This is a genomic window from Streptomyces sp. MBT65 (genome assembly GCF_016612545.1).
Classification (GTDB): Bacteria; Actinomycetota; Actinomycetes; order Streptomycetales; family Streptomycetaceae; genus Streptomyces.
This window is the reverse complement of sequence record NZ_JAENRY010000178.1, coordinates 1-17,010: the sequence shown is the minus strand read 5'-3', so window position 1 is coordinate 17,010 and position 17,010 is coordinate 1. Positions and strand designations below refer to the sequence as shown.

At 70.6% G+C, this 17,010-nt stretch carries 15 protein-coding genes and 1 pseudogene; 11 read left to right on the top strand and 5 right to left on the bottom strand.

The features are described from left to right. A partial coding sequence (locus JHN63_RS32765; RefSeq protein WP_234478063.1) for a hypothetical protein occupies positions 1-753 on the bottom strand: 753 nt, incomplete at its 3' end. A 182-nt stretch (positions 754-935) separates the two neighbouring features. On the opposite strand from JHN63_RS32765, the gene JHN63_RS32760 reads away from it, so the two are divergent. The 3 genes from JHN63_RS32760 (at position 936) to JHN63_RS32750 (ending at position 3,071) form a co-directional block, all read left to right on the top strand. Next, complete coding sequence (locus JHN63_RS32760) at positions 936-1,073, top strand: hypothetical protein (protein WP_200687527.1); 138 nt, start codon at positions 936-938, stop codon at positions 1,071-1,073. After that, on the top strand, positions 1,070-1,750 hold the full coding sequence (locus JHN63_RS32755) for a hypothetical protein (protein WP_200687525.1): 681 nt from the start codon (positions 1,070-1,072) through the stop codon (positions 1,748-1,750). Before JHN63_RS32760 ends, JHN63_RS32755 begins: the two co-directional genes overlap by 4 nt. Before the next feature lie 607 nt (positions 1,751-2,357). Then, the gene (locus tag JHN63_RS32750; protein WP_200687523.1) at positions 2,358-3,071 is read left to right on the top strand and encodes an antibiotic biosynthesis monooxygenase; all 714 of its coding nucleotides are present in this window, start codon (positions 2,358-2,360) and stop codon (positions 3,069-3,071) included. Positions 3,072-3,080: 9 nt separating this feature from the next. Here the strand turns inward: JHN63_RS32750 and JHN63_RS32745 are convergent, their stop codons facing one another. Then, on the bottom strand, positions 3,081-3,557 hold the full coding sequence (locus tag JHN63_RS32745) for a hypothetical protein (RefSeq protein ID WP_200687521.1): 477 nt from the start codon (positions 3,555-3,557) through the stop codon (positions 3,081-3,083). Between the two features lie 112 nt (positions 3,558-3,669). Here JHN63_RS32745 and JHN63_RS32740 point away from each other — a divergent pair, with 112 nt between their 5' ends. Together JHN63_RS32740 and JHN63_RS32735 are read left to right on the top strand one after the other, a co-directional pair. Beyond that, positions 3,670-4,281: a helix-turn-helix domain-containing protein gene (locus tag JHN63_RS32740; RefSeq protein ID WP_200687518.1), complete on the top strand. Its 612-nt coding sequence runs from the start codon at positions 3,670-3,672 to the stop codon at positions 4,279-4,281. A 16-nt stretch (positions 4,282-4,297) separates the two neighbouring features. Next, positions 4,298-5,023 (top strand): SRPBCC domain-containing protein, encoded by a 726-nt coding sequence (locus tag JHN63_RS32735; protein WP_200687516.1) that lies wholly within the window; start codon positions 4,298-4,300, stop codon positions 5,021-5,023. Positions 5,024-5,090: 67 nt separating this feature from the next. Here the strand turns inward: JHN63_RS32735 and JHN63_RS32730 are convergent, their stop codons facing one another. Continuing rightward, positions 5,091-6,914 (bottom strand): endonuclease/exonuclease/phosphatase family protein, encoded by a 1,824-nt coding sequence (locus JHN63_RS32730; protein ID WP_200687514.1) that lies wholly within the window; start codon positions 6,912-6,914, stop codon positions 5,091-5,093. Positions 6,915-7,224: 310 nt separating this feature from the next. Here JHN63_RS32730 and JHN63_RS32725 point away from each other — a divergent pair, with 310 nt between their 5' ends. From JHN63_RS32725 to JHN63_RS32705, 5 genes are all read left to right on the top strand, one after another. After that, positions 7,225-8,661: a hypothetical protein gene (locus JHN63_RS32725; RefSeq protein WP_200687512.1), complete on the top strand. Its 1,437-nt coding sequence runs from the start codon at positions 7,225-7,227 to the stop codon at positions 8,659-8,661. A gap of 214 nt (positions 8,662-8,875) precedes the next feature. Further along, a complete protein-coding gene (locus JHN63_RS32720) occupies positions 8,876-10,336 on the top strand; it encodes an alkaline phosphatase PhoX (RefSeq protein WP_200687510.1) in 1,461 nt (486 codons plus the stop codon). Positions 10,337-10,826: 490 nt separating this feature from the next. After that, complete coding sequence (locus JHN63_RS32715) at positions 10,827-12,410, top strand: TROVE domain-containing protein (RefSeq protein WP_200687507.1); 1,584 nt, start codon at positions 10,827-10,829, stop codon at positions 12,408-12,410. Positions 12,411-12,493: 83 nt separating this feature from the next. Beyond that, positions 12,494-13,141 (top strand): GntR family transcriptional regulator, encoded by a 648-nt coding sequence (locus JHN63_RS32710; RefSeq protein WP_200687505.1) that lies wholly within the window; start codon positions 12,494-12,496, stop codon positions 13,139-13,141. 13 nt (positions 13,142-13,154) lie between these two features. Then, positions 13,155-14,171: a 1-aminocyclopropane-1-carboxylate deaminase gene (locus JHN63_RS32705; RefSeq protein ID WP_200687503.1), complete on the top strand. Its 1,017-nt coding sequence runs from the start codon at positions 13,155-13,157 to the stop codon at positions 14,169-14,171. Here the strand turns inward: JHN63_RS32705 and JHN63_RS32700 are convergent. Further along, positions 14,168-15,619, bottom strand: coding sequence for an MFS transporter (locus tag JHN63_RS32700; RefSeq protein WP_200687501.1), 1,452 nt, complete (start codon positions 15,617-15,619; stop codon positions 14,168-14,170). The two genes, JHN63_RS32705 and JHN63_RS32700, sit on opposite strands and share 4 nt — an antisense overlap. 136 nt (positions 15,620-15,755) lie before the next feature. Here JHN63_RS32700 and JHN63_RS32695 point away from each other — a divergent pair. Next, positions 15,756-16,341: pseudogene (locus tag JHN63_RS32695) on the top strand (TetR/AcrR family transcriptional regulator). 60 nt (positions 16,342-16,401) lie between these two features. Here JHN63_RS32695 and JHN63_RS32690 read toward each other — a convergent pair. Then, on the bottom strand, positions 16,402-17,010 hold a 609-nt coding region (locus tag JHN63_RS32690), incomplete at its 5' end, for a TerD family protein (RefSeq protein WP_200687499.1).

Sequence of the window (17,010 nt, the reverse complement as noted above, 5' to 3'; positions counted from 1 at the left end):
GAACTGGCCGGGCCGGGACGGGGGGACCCCCGGCCCGGCCAGTTCCACGGACCGGGCTCCGGGGCCGACGGGGAGCCGACGGCCGACGGCGTGGCCGAGCAGTTCGGCGACGGGACCGGCCGGGAGACTCACCGGGCGGTTCTCGGTGACTGCCACGAGATGGGCCAGCGCGACCCCGACCGCCGCCTCCCACCGGCGGCTCCAGGAACCGTCGGGTTCGACGGGCGGGGCGCGATGCCCGGCGCACGCCAGATCGTCCCAGTCGGGAGGCGGACCGGCCGGGACGCTTGAGGAGCGGCGGACGACCGCGTGGGGCTCGAGCCACACCGTCTGCCACATTCCGCAGTCGTCCATGCGGGTGGCCACGGCCCGTCCGCAGCCCTGGCACGCCAGATTGGGCCCGGCCCGGCCGTCCACGCCCCGGCAGTAGCCCTCGCACTTGTCGAGGATCAGGGTCATGGACCGGGAGTCGCCGGGGGCGATGACGATCCTGTTCCGTGCGCCGAAGGAGACGCAGTACACCGGCGCGAACACGCCCTGCCGGGCAGCCTCCTCCGCCCCGACCTCGCTCCACCGCCGCCAGGGCGGTCCGGTGGGCAGCGGGTCGACCGCGTACGTCGCGGGTTCCATCAGCGGAGGGTGGAGTTGCTCCCACCGGCCGTGGTGGACGTGGACGGGAAGGGCGACCCGGGACACCGGCGCCGTGAGTTCCGTACCGCACCCGGCACACGCGAACACGTCCAGCAGGCTCAACAAGCTCCCCCTCGCCCCGAATCAACGGGGATTGTGCCTCGCCCGCAAGGGAGAATCCACCGAGTTTCGGGCCCGGCAGCCGCCCTCAAGGCCCTATGTCCAATTGACCCCCTCATGGGTCACCATGGCCAGGAAGGTCACCGACGTGGGAAGTCGATCCACCCCTGGTCACGGGAGGCGTCATGAAGCTCGGCAAGGCACTGGCCACCGGAGTCGCGGAAGAGCGGCCGCAGATCCACGAGGAAGAACTCCAACTCCCCGAGGGCATCGCGGAGTTCACGGAGGAGAAGGCGCCCGCAGAGGTCCCGGCCGCCCGATGAGACTGCGGCTCCCCGAGGAACGCCCGACGGAGCCGCCGACCGGATTCAAGATCGCCCACCCGGTGCTGTCCCAGGACGGCACCCGGGCCGGGTTCACCGGTGTGTCGCTGGGCGGCGCGCTGCCGTACGGAGTCGTGGCCGACGCGTCCTGCGTCTACGGCCGCCGCCACCGTTCGCCCGCGCGCCGCTGCGACTGCGGCTTCCACTGCGTGCACGAACGGGCGGCGGCACAGGCCCTGTTGTGCACCGCCGAGCACCGCGCTGCGGTCCTCCTCGACATCACCGTGCTCGGTGCCTACATCCGCTTCGAACGCGGCTTCCGCTACGCCCGCCAGCGCGTCCGCACCGCCACCGTCGGCCCCTGCGCCTGCGGCGCCCGAGCCGTCGCCCTCGCCGACGCCGCTTGGGGCAGACCCGGTTGGCACGCCCTGACCGCCACGTGCGCGAACTGCCTCCAAGGCCGTACGTCCATCACCCTCACCACGTTCGCCCGACTGGCCGGAGACGGGCTACGGGTAACGGCCGAGACCGCCACGGAAACGGCACCCGCCAATCCCGGCCTTCCCGATGGCCTCGGCGTGCCCGAACTGGTCGCGGAGGCAGCGCTGTTGCAGGCGCGGTTGGACTGGTTCCAGAGTCGCTTGGCGCGGCTGGAGGGAGGTGCGGCGCAGCAGTAGGCGGGGTCGGTGGCCCGGGGACGGGTACTGGGTGCTGCCCGGGAGCGGCACGGAAACGGTGACCGTCGATCCGGGTATTCCCGATGGCCTCGGCGTGCCCGAACTCGTCGCGGAGCCAGCCTTGTTGCAGTCCCAGCCCGACTGGTTCCGGAGCAGGGTGGCTCGGTTGGAAGGGGCACGGCGGCAGCAGTAGGCCGGGTCGGTGGCCCGGGAACGGGCTGCGGGTGACAGCCGGGACCGGCATGGAAACGGTGCCCCCCGATCCCGATCTACCCGAACTCGTCGCGAAGGCAGTCCTGTTGCAGGCCCGGCTCGACTGGTTCCGGAGCAGGTCGGCGCGGTTGGAAGGGGCACGGGACAGCAGCAGGCCGGGCCACGGATAGCGGCCGAGGCCGGCACGGAAACGGTGCCCCCTGATCCCGGTCTTCCCGAGGATCTCGGCATGCCCGAACTCGGCGCGGAGCCAGCCCTGTTGCAGTCCCGGCTCGACTGGAAGGGGGTACGGCACATCAGTAGGCCGGGTCAGTAACCCCGGCCTTGACCTCAACATCGGTAGAGGTTGAAAGCTGGTCGGTGCACCCACCCCAACCGATCAGCGGAGGCCCCCATGACCCGTCGTACCGACGCGCACCCCGACCTCTCCGACCCCCGAATCGGTGCCCCCTGCTTCAGCGCCTGGCGCGTCGGCACGCCGCTGCGTCAGCGACGGACGGTCGAGGCGGTCGCCGTCGCCTGGGAACGCAGGCCGTGGCCCGCCGACGATCTCCTCGGCTATCACCTCTACACCGGGCACGACGCCTCCACCCTGCTGCACTACTCGCAGTGGGCGAACCAGCAGGCCTACGAGGCCTTCGTCAGGACCCGCCGTCAGGAACGCGTCGACGAGATCGACACCGCCGTGCCGGGTATCGAGAGGCTCGGCCTCGGCCGCTACCGGCACTACCGGAGCGGCGGTTCGGCCGGCGAGGGCGGGCGCGCCGGCCGGGTACCGGGGTGCGTCGTGATCGTCGACGTCGAGTTCGAGGGACCCGACCCCGACCGCCAACGGGCCTGGGTGGACGCCGTGTTCGAGGCACTGGAGGACGAACCCGCGCCGCACCCCGGCGGTATCGCCGCCCACTTCCACCTCTCGACCGACGGCACCCGCGTCCTCAACTACGCCGAGTGGGACAGTGCCCAGGCCCACCTGGAAGCCCTCGCGGCCCCCGGCGACGGCATCGGCTCCGCCACCGCGCTCTGGGAACGCGTCCAGACCTGGCCCGGCCTGAAGAGCACCACGGTCAGCCGCTACGACCACGCGCTCGGGCTCGTCGCCGACTGACCGCGGGGTTCACGGCCGCGTGGCCTTCCGGAGCCCGGCTTCGGCGACGTGTCGCTGATACTCGGCCTCGGCAGCCGCGTCCAGGAAGGACGCCCGCTGCCACCGGGCCAGGTCGTAGCCGTCGCTCTCGCGCCACATCTCGACGACGGCGCAGAGTTGGTTCCAGTACTCCTTGATCCTGGTGAGTCGCAGCCTCTCCTTGGCGATCCGCTCGCTCTCGGTCGGCGTGGGGGCGGGAGCCGGCGGTCGGCCCGAGGGGTTGCGGACACACCCTGTCAGGGGGCCACGTATCTCCGCCTCGATGATCAGGGCGAACATGCACACCGCCTCGTACAGCGCCGAGGCCGCGCGGTGCTCGTCCGTGCCGCTGCCATGGGCGCGCTCCTGCGATTCCAGGCGCGGCGTCAGAAAGTCCAGGACCGCCCAGACGTCGTCCATCGTGATGTCCACGGCGTGGGGCGGCCTGTGCTCCGGATCGGTGCTCATCACTGAGGTCCCCCTTCGTAGGACACGTCAAGAATGACGCACCCCACCGACAACTCCCACCGACAACCTCACCCCCCTGGACAAAAAAAGTGTTCGGTGAGACGGTGGACGCATGCTGGACGTCACCGTGATCGAGGACCCCGAGGCCGCAGCCGTCTCGCTGGACCCCATAAGGGCCCGGCTGCTCGCCGAGCTGGGCGCCGGGCCCGCGTCGGCCACCATGCTGGCCGGCAAGGTCGGACTGCCCCGGCAGAAGGTGAACTACCACCTCAAGGCGCTGGAGCGGCACGGCCTGGTCGAGCTGGCCGGGGAGCGGCGCAAGGGCAATGTCACCGAGCGGATGATGCGGGCGACCGCCGCGTCGTACGTCATCTCTCCGCTCGCGCTCGCCGCCGTGCAGCCGGACCCGGACCGCTTCCGCGACCAGCTCTCCGCGCGCTGGCTGCTGGCGCTCGGCGCCCGGCTGGTGCGGGACGTCGGTTCGCTGATCACCGGGGCGACCAAGGCCCACAAGCGGCTGGCGACCTACGCGCTGGACGGCGAGGTGCGCTTCGCGTCCGCCGCCGACCGGGCCGCGTTCATCCAGGAACTGACCGCCGGGGTGAGCGCCCTCATCCGCAAGTACGACGCGGGGGAGGAGGAGGGACGCGACCACCGGATCATCGTCGCCGTCCACCCCACGGTGAAGGAACAGCCGCAACCCGTACCGGAGTTGGACCAGTAGGACTCAGGAGCCAGTCATGTCCAAGGAATTCGAGATCGTCTACGAGTTTGAGGTCGACGCCACACCGGAGCAGGTGTGGGCGGCCATCACCGACGGCACCGGCGGCTGGCTGTGGCCGATGGAGTTCGACGGTGAGAAGCGCGTCGGGCCCTTCGGGTCCACGCTCACGAACTTCGACCCGCCGCACCGGCTCACCGCCCGCACCGAGGACGTCGGTTTCCCGGTCCAGAGCCTCAACCAGATCGACGAGACCATTGAGCCCCGCGACGACGGCCGGCGGGCGTGGGTGCGGTACGTGCACAGCGGGATCTTCACCGACGACTGGGACAACCAGTACGACGGCGCGCGCAAGCACAACGCGTTCTATCTGCACACGCTGCGGGAGTACGTCGTTCATTTCGCGGGCCGGCCGGTCGCGTTCGCGACCTTCGACGGCCCCGACGCCTCAACCGCCGCCGACGCCTTCGGAGTTGTCGGCCGGGCGCTCGGCCTCGCGGACGACACCGAGCAAGGGGCGCAGGTCCAGGCGCGCGGTCCCGAGGGTCAACTCCTGGACGCCGTACTGGACTTCCGCGACCCGTACTTCATCGGACTGCGCACCGACAGCGCGCTGATCCGCTTCTTCGGCCGCAATCACTGGGGCGCCCCGGTCGGCATCAGCGTCCACGACTTCGCCCCGGACGCGGACGCCAAGGCGAACGAACTCGCCTGGCGGAACTGGCTGGACGGGGCCTTCGCCTGACCTGGTGCAAGCCGGCGAGACCCCGTCCAACCACCCCCCGTGAGCCCCCCCGTGGGCCCCGTAGGTGCTACGGCTGGAACCGCAGCACCTGCGGGTCGTGGTCGCTGATCTGGTCGTTGAACTCCGAGTTGATGTGGACGCTGTCGTACTCGAAGCAGTCCTTGCGGATCGACGGGCTGATCAGGATCTGGTCCAGGACCTGCTGGTTGCCCTGGTAGTCGTAGGTGTAACGCTCGTTCTTCGGCAGGGACTTGATCGCCGAGTACAGCTCGCCCTCGCCTTCGAGGATCTTCGCGGTGTCGGAGAACTCGAAGTCGTTCATGTCGCCGAGCGTGATCACGTCCGCGTTCTTCTGCGCGGCCAGGATCTCGTTGACGAAGGCGTTGACCGCCGTCGCCTGCGCGTGGCGCTGGGTCTCCGAGCTGCGGGTGACCGGCTGGTACTGCGCGGTCAGGGGCTGGTCGCCACCCTTGGAGATCAGGTGGTTGGCGATCACGAAGACCGTCTTCCCCTTGAACACGAACTCGCCCGCGAGCGGCTTGCGGCTCGCGGTCCAGGCCGCGTTGGCCGGGTCGATCCGGCCGGGGGAGACGGTGAGTTGGGCCTTGCCGTGCACCTTGGTGACACCGACGGCGGTCGTCGAGTCGCCGCCCGCGCGGTCGGTGAAGGAGACCCGCTCCGGGTTGAACAGGAACACCTGGCGGATGTTGCCGCCGGGCTCGCCGCCGTCCTGGTCGTTGACGGGGTTGATCGAGCGCCAGTCGTACTTCGGGCCGCCCGCCGCGACGATCGCGTCGATCAGCTTGTTGACCGTGACGCTCGCGTCGACCGTGCCGTCGTCCGTCGCGCCGTTGTTGTCCTGGATCTCCTCCAGGGACACGATGTCGGGGGTCTGGAGGTTGTTCACGATCGCGGCGGCGTGCGCGGCGAAGCTGCCGTCCGAGGGGTCGAGGTTCTCGACGTTGTACGTCGCCACCGCGAGCTGGCCCTTCGACTGCTTCTTCGTCGTCTCGCGCTTGAGGCCGCCGCTCTTCACGGTGCCGATCTCGTTCGCGACGAGGGTGTAGCCGCCGTACTGGTTGAAGTCCAGCGGGCCGGCCGTGGTGCCCGTCAGCTTGTCGCCGACGTTGACGACCGGGAAGTCCGCCGTCGCGCCCAGCGACTGGATCTGGAGGCGCCCGCCGTTCTGCTGGTCGTAGGAGCCGTAGATCGTGCCACCGCGCGGGGTGGCGTTCTCGTGCGGCTTCACCGTGACCCACAGCTCAGCGTACGGGTCGGTCGCGGTGACCACGCGCGCGTTCGAGACCTCGACGTTCATGCCCTCGAGGGACTCGTAGTAGTCCAGGGCGTACTTCTTCGGCTGGAGCGCGAGCGCGTTGATCGAGTTGCTCGCGGCGGTGTCGCCGGCCTGTGTGTACCTGCTCGGCACGGACCGGTCGTTGATCACGACGGCGGCCGGTACGGCGTTGCCGCTGGAGACGACGGTGACCGTCGGCTTGGTGATCTCGGTCAGCGACTGGTTGCCCGTCGCGGCGCCACCCGGGACGTACTCGGAGATCGTGCCGGAGACGGTGACCGAGTCGCCGACGGCGACCTTCGGCGTCGAGCTGGTGAAGACGAAGACGCCCTCGCTGGTGGCCGGGTTGTCGTCCGGGGTCGCGTCCTGGAACCAGAACCCCTTGGACGAACCGTAGGTGCGGACGCCCGTGACGATGCCCGGTACGTCCGCGACCTTCTGGCCGGCGTACGGGGACACCCGGGTCGTGCCCTGGATGTCATGGATGCGCACACCGTCGGCGTGCGCGGGCGAGGTGAGAACGATCGTGGACGCCACGGAACAGACGGCGGCGACGGTGAGCGCGGCGAGACGCGCGGAGGACTTGCTCGGCAACGGGATCCCTCCGGGGACATGCATGAGCCGGGACGAGGGTGAATGGAGCTGTGCAGCGGCGGTGGGAGCCGCGACCGGTGGGGCGGAAGCGACGCGCGTAGAAGATACCTGAACCGGGTGTCCATGACATTTCTACGCGCGTCAATCTCATTGCGGGGCCGCTCAGTTGTCAAGGTTTCAGCCATGTACGCCTGGTGGCCGGGACGTGAACCGGGCGGCATGGGTCGAAATCCGTCTAGGCTGAGCGGCTGAGTCGTGTGTCGTGAACGGCCGTCGTACGGCCATCGAGGCGCCCTAGGAGAACCCACCGATGTCAGACAGCTCCCCCCTACCGCCGGTGCGGCTGCACTCCGAAGCGGAGCTGGCGCGCGACGCGCTGTCCACCCCCTTGCTCGTCCGGGCCGCCCGGCTCGCCCGCTGGGCGGGACCCGGCACCCGGATCGACGCCGGTGGGAGCCTCGTCGACGAGCAACTGCCGGCCGCCGCCGAGCTGCTCGGGCTGACCGGCCACGACGCCGCGGCCGACGCGAGCGAGGCCTGGCGGGTCGCCGTGGACACCGGGCTCGTCGAGGTCGTCGACGAGGAGGAGGGCACCGTGGCGGCCGGCGAGGAGCTGGCCCTGCTCACCTCCGGCTCCCCGAACGACGTGCTCGCGATCTGGCTCGGCGCCCTCGACACCCTCCTCGCGGACGCGAGCGTGCCCGATCTGGACGGTCTTGTCGACGCCGTGGACGAGGGCGGCGAGGTCGATTTCTCGTCACTCGACTGGGACCCCGAGGCGGAGGCCGAGTTCCTCGACGGCGTCCTCGGCAACCTCTATCTCCTCACCGTCAACGAGGACGGCCCCGGCGACGGCCCCGTCCCGCTGCCCGCGCTGGCCGCCTCCATGATCGTGCCCAGCGACATGGGCGAGCCCACCAACGACGTGCTGGAACAGGTCTCCGACGCGATGATGCGCCTCGACGACCAGTTCCGGCTCCTCGAACCGGTCGGCATCGTCGAGTACCAGCCCGTCGACGAGGCCCTCATGGCCGATCTCGACGACCCGGCGGACGGACCCGCCGCCCCCGTCGACGAGACCGACGTCACCCGCTACGGCATGGTCCGCCTCACCCCGCTCGGCCTCTACGGCCTGCGCGCCCGCCTCCTCGAAGCCGGCTTCGCCGCCCCCGCCGTAGGAGAACTCGCGGACAAGGGTGCGGACGCGCTGCTCGACGGGACCTCCAGGTTCCCGCAGGGGGCCGCGCGGGCCGAGACCGAGCAGTGGCTGGCCGGTCGTGAACCCCTCGCCGCCGCACGGGAGTTGCTGGCGGCGGCCCGAGGCGGGGACGCCGGCGCGCCGCTACGACGGCTGCTCTGCCAGCAGGCGCTCTCCCTCGTCGGCGACGAGGCCGAGCCCGCGGTGCGCGCGGTGCTCGACGACCCCGAGCTGGGCGGCCTCGCCCGCGTCTGGCTCAACGAACGCGGCGCGAGCGACGTCCCCGCGCCCTCCGAGGAACTGGTGTTCTGGCTGACCGTCGACACGGTCGCCGCCCAACTGGCCGCCGAGGGCAACTCCGAGGAACTCCAGGCTCTCGTCGAAGGCCTGGCCCAGCAGCACAACGGCTTCTTCGCGGCGGCCTGGCGGGTCGACCACCCGGCGACCGCGGACGTCCTGGAGGCGATGGGACGCCTGCACCCGGACAAGCGGATCGCGAAGGAAGCACGCAAGGCGGCCTTCAAGGCGCGCTCCCAGCAAGGGAGTTGAGCCGACCGGCGCGGAAGGCGGACTGGTGCGGCACGGGTGACTTTTGTTTTCCGTGGGTAAGCACATACGGGACCATGGTCGATCGCATACGGATTCATGGAACAGGGCCCGGGGAAGTCGGCCGGTGTTCAACTCGTGTTCAGACATGGGCGGAAGCGTGGCGCCGACCGAGGTCCGCCACCCTCCACGGCACACCCACCGCACAGGAGACACCATGTCGCTCACCCGCAGAGATTTCACCGCAAAGTCCGCGATGACCGGTGCCGGGGTCGCGCTGGCGGGCAGCGTCGGCGCCCTCGCCACCGCACCCAACGCCCTCGCCTCCACCGACACCGACGTCGAGAGCGCGGCCGAGCAGTCGACGTCCGGACATGGACACGGACACCCCGGCGTCGGCTACGGCCCGCTGGTCGCCGACCCGGACGGCCTCCTCGCCCTCCCCGCCGGCTTCAAATACCGCGTCATCACCTACAGCGGCAAAACCAAGCTGGAATCAGGCGAGTTCACCCCCTCGAACCACGACGGCACGTCCACCTTCGACGGCCCGCGCGGCGCCACCCTCCTCGTCAACAACCACGAGCTGGCCGGCCCCCGCGCCAACTGGCCCCACCCCGTCCCGCTCACCGAGGGCCTCGTCTACGACCCCGCCGCGGCCGGCGGCTGCACGGTCGTCGAGGTCCGCCGCGACCACGTCGCCGAGTGGGTCGGCATCGCCGGCACCGCCACCAACTGCGCGGGCGGCAACACCCCTTGGGACACCTGGCTCACCTGCGAGGAGACCGAGGACAAGACCGGCACGAACGGCTTCACCAAGGACCACGGCTATGTCTTCGAGGTCGACCCGGTGGACCGCCGCGCCAACCGGAACCCCAAGCCGATCAAGGCACTTGGCCGCTACGCCCACGAGGCGGTGGTGGTCGACCCCAAGCGCGGCCACCTCTACCTGACCGAGGACGCGGCGAACCCCAACGGCCTCCTCTACCGCTGGACCCCGCCCGAGCACTTCCACCACGGCCGCGGCAAGCTCCGCACCCTCGCGGACGACGCGGGCGTCCTTGAAGCCTTCAAGTGCTTCGACTCCGGCGGCAAGTTCGTCGACGACCTCTCCCGCGCCACGAAGATCGGCACGGTCTACGGCGTGGACTGGGTGACGGTCCCCGACCGCGACGCGAAGTCGACCTCCGTCCGCAAGCAGTTCGCGGCCGGTGAGGTCACCCGCGCCCGCAAGCTGGAGGGCATGTGGTGGGGCGACGGCGGCACGTACATCGTCTCCTCGTTCGCCCGCACGGAGAGCCCCGTCCAGCACGACGGCGCCGTCTGGTTCTACGACCCCAAACGCCGCACCCTCACCCTCAAGGTCCTCCTCGGCGTCAACCCCGACCCGTCCGTGGACGGCGCGTTCGACGGCCCCGACAACATCACGGTCTCCCCCTACGGCGGCCTCGTCATCGCCGAGGACGGCGAGGGCGTCCAGCACCTCTTCGGCGCGACCGACAGCGGCCGGACGTATCCCATCGCCCGCAACGAACTCAACATCGGCACCGCGGAGAAGCCCGAATACAGCGAGTTCACGGGCGTCACCTTCTCGCCCGACGGAAAGACGCTGTACGCGAACATCCAGACGCCGGGGATCATGCTGGCGATCACGGGCCCCTGGAAGCGCCAGAAGAAGTAGTTAATTCGTTCGCCCGACTCGCGGCCGCCTCCTAGAGTGAAGAACGTCCAGGTGCGAAGGCAGGACCTACTTCCACTCATAATGGGGCGGCCGCGGGTTCGAGTCCCGCCACCGGTACAACGCGCCGGTGTAGCTCAGGGGTTAGAGCACCTACGTCGGTTCCGCCGGCCTTGAACTCTGGACACCACAACTTCATGCACCTCCCGGTGCGCGGGCTGCGGCTACTTCTTCCAAAGAATCCCATGCCGCCGCCGATTTGATCTCGGGAGGCGCGGCATTTGGTGGGTGCCCGGTGCGCAGGCAGCGGATACTTCGGGAACTGGTGGGGGTGAATCCCTCATGCGGGTTCGAATCCCGTCATCGACTCAGGTCGATGTGGCGGAACGGAAGACGCGCCAGTTTATAAGCACCGCAGTCGACTTCGACCTCGGGCGCTCTCCCTTTGCCGCTCCTCCCTCCGGAACACCAATGAATTCGGGGGGAATTCATCATGGCGCGATTCAACACCAAGGCGGCGAAGGCCCAGCCCACTTCGCGGGTCACCTCCACGGGCCGAGTGCTCCGTACCTATCAGGGCGGTCGAGGCAGTGAGCGCGACGCGCGCTCCGAGCTCTTCCTGCTCGCCGTCGCCAACTTCGTGTCCCAGCAGACCTTTTACGAGTCCGGCGACGACCGCGACGACCGCTTCCAGACCCTCGTGCGCGAACTCGCCGTCACCGACCCGGCCTGGACGGCCGGCCTCCTCGGCTGGCTGCGCGGCGAGGCCAACCTCCGTACGGCAGCCGTCGTGGGCGCCGCCGAGTACGTGAAGGCCCGCCTCGACGCCGGCGCCACCGACGGCCCCTCGAACCGACAGGTCGTCGACTCCGTGCTCCGGCGCCCGGACGAGCCCGGCGAGCTGCTCGGCTACTGGACCGCGCGCTACGGCCGCGCCGTCCCGAAGCCCGTCAAGCGCGGTGTCGCCGACGCCGTACAGCGTCTCTACAACGGCAAGTCCCTGCTGAAGTACGACACCGCCTCCAAGGGCTACCGCTTCGGCGACATCCTCAACCTCGTGCACGCGGCGCCGGACCCGGACAAGGCGTGGCAGGGCGAGCTGTTCCAGTACGCGCTGGACCGGCGGCACCACCCGGACACCGCCGTACCGCCCGCGTCGAGCCAAGTCCTCACCGCGCACCGCGAGTTGATGGCGGTGCCGGTCGAGCGGCGGCGCGCGGTCGTCACGGCGGCCGACGGCGCCGAGCGGCTCGCGGCGGCCGGGATGACCTGGGAGGCGCTGGCCGGCTGGCTCCAGGGCCCGATGGACAAGGCGGCCTGGGAGGCCGTGATTCCGTCCATGGGTTCGATGGCACTGGTCCGCAACCTGCGCAACTTCGACGAGGCCAGGGTCTCGGACGAGGTCGCGGCCCGGGTCGCGGCGAAGATCAGCGACCCGGCGGAGGTCGCGCGCTCGCGGCAGTTCCCCTTCCGGTACCTCGCCGCGTACCAGCACGCGCCCTCGCTGCGCTGGGCGTACCCGCTGGAGCGGGCGCTCGGCCACTCGCTGGCCAACGTGCCCGCGCTGCCGGGCCGCACGCTGGTGCTCGTGGACCGCTCGGGTTCGATGTTCTTCTCGCGGCTGTCCGACCGCTCGGAGCTCAACCGGGCCGACGCGGCGGCGATCTTCGGCACGGCGCTCGCCCTGCGGGCGGCGGACGCGGACCTCGTCGAGTTCGGTACGACGAGCAGGCGCCTGGACTTCGCCGCGGGCGAGTCGGTGCTCAAGGTCCTGGGCCGCTTCGGCGACCTGGGCGGCACCGACACCACCTCGGCGGTCCGCTCGCACTACCGGGGCCAGGACCGGGTGCTGATCATCACCGACGAGCAGTACGCCTTCAGTCGCCACGGCGACCCGACCGAGCAGGTCCCGGCCCATGTGCCGGTCTACACCTGGAACCTCGCCGGGTACCGGGCGGGCCACGGTCCGTCCGGCACGGCCAACAGGCACACCTTCGGCGGCCTCTCGGACGCGGCCTTCCGGATGGTGCCGCTGCTGGAGGCGGCCCGGGACGCGGACTGGCCCTGGGCTGCCTGAGAGCCCAGGCGTGGCCCGCACCCTCACAGGGGTGCGGGCCACACCCTTGTCCGACGGGAGATTGACATCTAACATTTCAGTTCATGAACGCCCTACGGCCCGTCCCGCGCACCCTCCTCCGCGACCGCGCCTACGAAGCGATCCGCGACGCCATCGTCGCCGGGGAGATCGAACCCGGCGCGGTGGTGCGGGACGCCGAGCTGGCCGAGCGGCTCGGGCTGTCGCGGGCGCCGGTGCGGGAGGCGTTCTCGCGGCTCGTGGACGACGGGCTTCTGGAGAGCAAGCCGCAGAGCTACACGCGGGTGACTCCGGTCGTGGCCGCCGACGTACGGGACGCGGCGGCGGTCGTCGGCGCCCTGCACGAGTTGGTGACGCGCATCGCCGTACCCCTCCTGCGGGACAAGGACGTTGACGTGATGCGCGCGGCCAACGACCGGTTCGCCGCGGCCGTGCGTGCCGGTGACGTGGACGCGGCACTGCGCGCCGACGACGAACTCCACGACGTCCTGGTGCGGGTGAGCGGCAACCGCGCCGCCGCGGCCACCGTCGCCCGCTACACCCCGCTCATCCGCCGACTGGAGCGACGGCGCTTCGGAGAGGGCGGCAACTGCCGTTCGGCCGGACTGCACGAGCGGCTGATCGAGGCCTGCGCCGAAGGTGACACGGACGGTGCGGTCCGTGTCACGGCCGACATCTGGCACACCCTCGCGGACCTGGCCGACGCCGACTGACCCTGGAGATCCCATGTCCCTTTCCTCGTACGACCGTTACCCCCTCCTCTTCGGCCCCTCGCCCGTCCACCCGCTGGAGCGGCTCACCGCCCACCTCGGCGGTGCCGCCCTGTGGGCCAAGCGCGAGGACTGCAACTCCGGTGTGGCGTACGGCGGGAACAAGACCCGCAAGCTGGAGTACCTCGTCGCCGACGCCCTCGCGAAGGGCTGTGACACCCTCGTCTCGATCGGCGGCGTGCAGTCCAACCACACCCGCCAGGTCGCCGCCTGTGCCGCTCGCGCGGGGCTCAAGTGCGTGCTGATCCAGGAGAGTTGGGTGGAGTGGCCCGACTCCGTCTACGACAAGGTCGGCAACATCCTGATCAGCCGGCTCGCCGGAGCGGACGTACGCCTGGTGAAGGCCGGGTTCGGCATCGGCTTCAAGGAGAGCTGGGAGCAGGCCCTGCGGGAGGTCGAGGAGGGCGGCGGCAAGCCGTACGCCATCCCGGCCGGTGCCTCCGACCACCCGCTCGGCGGCCTGGGCTTCGCCAACTGGGCCCACGAAGTCGCCGAGCAGGAGCGGGAGTTGGGTGTCTTCTTCGACACCGTGGTGGTGTGCTCGGTGACCGGCTCCACCCAGGCCGGCATGGTCGCCGGGTTCCGGGCGCTGGAGGAGGCGGGCGGGCGTGAGCGCCGTGTGCTCGGCATCGACGCGTCGGCCAAGCCCGCCGAGACCCGCGAACAGGTGGCCCGTATCGCGCACGGCACCGGCCGACTGATCGGGGTCGAGCGGGAGTTGACCGTCGACGACGTCGAACTCGACGACCGCTACCACGCCGGCATCTACGGCATCCCGGACGAGACCACCCTGGAGGCGATGCGCCTCGCCGCCCGCACCGAGGGGATGGTCACCGACCCCGTGTACGAGGGCAAGTCCATGGCCGGGATGATCGACCTGGTCGCGCGCGGTGAGATCGCCGCCGACTCCACCGTGCTCTACGCCCACCTCGGCGGACAGCCCGCGCTGAACGCGTACAGCGCGCTGTTCTAAGCGGTCCCCTTGGCCCCCTCGGGCTTCCTGCCGGTGATCACGAACGCCGACACCAGCAGGGCGGTCAGGGCGATCAGCGCGCCGACGCCGAACGCCCGGGCCGAGCCGTGGACGAGGACGTCGGACGGCGATCCGGTCGCGTGCCGGGTCGCCGTGCCGAACACCGTGACCAGGATGGACAGTCCCAGGGTGCCGCCGAGCCACTGGAGGGTCTGGAGCAGGCCCGACGCGGCGCCCGCCTCGCGCGGCTCGATGCCCGCGAGGATCGTCGCGTTGAGCGGCATGAAGCTGAGGCCGACGCCCACACCCATCAGGACGAGCGGACCCAGGAGGCCGGTCAAGTAGCCTTCGCCGGGGCGGAGTTGCGAGAGCCAACCCGCCGAGACGGCGAGCAGGGCCATACCGGTGAGCAGCACCGGCTTGGCGCCGAAGCGGGCCAGCAGGCGCGGTACGAAGCGGACCACCGTGAAGATCGCCAGGGTGATCGGCAGAAAGGCGAAGCCCGTGCGCAACGGGCTGTAGTCCAGGACCCGTTGGCTGATCAGGGTGAGGAAGTAGAACGCGCCGAACATGCCGGCCGGCAGCAACAGGACGCCCGCGTAGCCGCCCGCGCGGTTGCGGTCCGCGAACAGGCGCAGGGGCATGATGGGTTGGGCGGCGCGGGACTCGACCAGGGTGAAGCCCACCAGCAGGGCCGCCGCCGCGCTGAAGCCCAACCGCGCCTGGAGATCGCCCCAGCCGTCCGAGGAGACCCGGATGAACGCGTACACCAGCGAGGTCATTCCGGCGGTGCCGGTGAGTGCGCCCGCGGCGTCGAACCGGCCCGCGTGGCGCGGGGTCTCGCCGACGAAGCGGGGGAGCGCCAGGGCCACGGCCGCACCGATCGGCACGTTGATCAGCAGCGACCAGCGCCAGGACGCCCAGGAGGTGAGCATGCCGCCGACGACCAGTCCTATCGACCCTCCGATGCCGGCCATGGAGGTGTAGATGCCGAGCGCGTGGTGGCGGCGCGGGCCCTCCGGGAAGTTGGTGGTGATCAGGGCGAGGGTGTTGGGCGCGATCAGCGCGGCGCCCACGCCCTGGAGCGCGCGGGCCGCGAGCAGCCAGGCGCTGTCGCCGGCCAGTCCGCCGAGGAGCGAGGAGCCGGCGAAGAGCAGGGCGCCGATCGTGAGGGTGCGGCGGCGGCCGACGATGTCGCCGATCCGGCTGCCCAGGAGGAGCAGGCCGCCGAAGGCGAGTGTGTAGGCGTTGAGCACCCAGGACAGGCCGGTGGGGCTGAAGTCGAGGTCCTTCTGGATGGCCGGCAGCGCGACGTTGACGACGGTGGAGTCGACGCCGACCATCAGATACGCGGTCACGATGACGAAGAGGACCGCCCGGAGCCTGGCGGGCCCGGGTGGCGCGGAGAGAGGATCGGCGGTGGTGGACGGTGCGGACGGGGTGGACATGGAGTTCTCCCGGTCTGGCGTCCCCGGCTGAAGGGCGTGCGGGCAGCGCGGACTGCCCGCACGGTAAGCGGGGACTGTCTCCGTTTAGTACTCGGTAAGATACGGAGAGAGTCCCCGGTTCGCAAGGAGTATCTGGATGACGCAGGTCAGACCCATGCGCGCGGACGCCCGGCGCAACTACGAGCGGCTGCTGAAGGTGGCGGCGGAGTCCTTCGCCGAGCACGGGGAGAACGCGTCCCTCGACGACATTGCCAAGCGTGCGGGCGTCGGGTCGGGCACGCTGTACCGGCACTTCCCGACCCGGCAGGCGCTGCTGGAGGCGGCCTACGTCGACCGGATCGAGGCGCTCGGGACCCGCGCCGACGAGCTCGCGAAGGAACTGCCGCCGGGCGAGGCGCTGGCCGAGTGGCTGTACGAGGTGTGCGTCGGCACGATCCAGGTGCGGGGAATGAAGGCCCTGTTGGGCTCGGCCGTCTCGGACGGCAGCAACGCCACACTCACGGCCTGCGGCACCCATATGAAGGGCGCGGCGGAGCGACTGGTCGTGGCGGCGCAGCAGGAGGGCACCCTGCGCCGGGACATCGAGCCGATCGAGGTCCTGCGACTGGCCCAACGGGGTGTCCACGGCCTCGGAGTTGGCGAACGGCCAGGGGAAGTACATCCGCCGCTATCTGTCGCTGCTGACGGACGGCCTGCGGCCCGCCGCCGCCCAGGGGGAATGAACGCCGGGCGCCCCTTGGCCAGGGGCGCCCGCAGCGGTCGTAGGACTGTGTCTGTGGTGGTTACAGCGCCTGGGCCGCCGGCTTCACCATGCCGCGCACCGTGCGGGACTTCACGAAGTCGCCCATCGCGGTCATGTCCCACTCGCCGGAGAACTGCTTGACCAGCTTGGCCATCATGACGCCGGTCTGGGCCTCGGCGTTGGTGAGGTCGAAGCGGACCAGCTCCTCGCCGGTCGCGGCGTCCAGGAGGCGGCAGTAGGCCTTGGCGACCTCGGTGAACTTCTGGCCGGAGAAGGAGTTCACCGTGAAGACCAGGCCCGTGACGTTCTCCGGGATGCGGCCGAGGTCGACCACGATCACCTCGTCGTCACCGCCGCCCTCGCCCGTGAGGTTGTCCCCGGAGTGCTTGATCGCGCCGTTCAGGATCGACAGCTTGCCGAAGTAGCAGCTGTCGACGTGGTTGCGCTGCGGGCCGTAGGCGATGACCGAGGCGTCCAGGTCGATGTCCTTGCCGCGGAACGCGGGCTCCCAGCCGAGGCCCATCTTGACCTGGGAGAGGAGTGCGCGGCCGCCCTTGACCAGGGACACCGTCTGGTTCTTCTGGAGGCTGACGCGGCCCTTGTCGAGGTTGATCTTTCCGGCGCCGAGCGGGGGTGCGGCGGGCGGGGC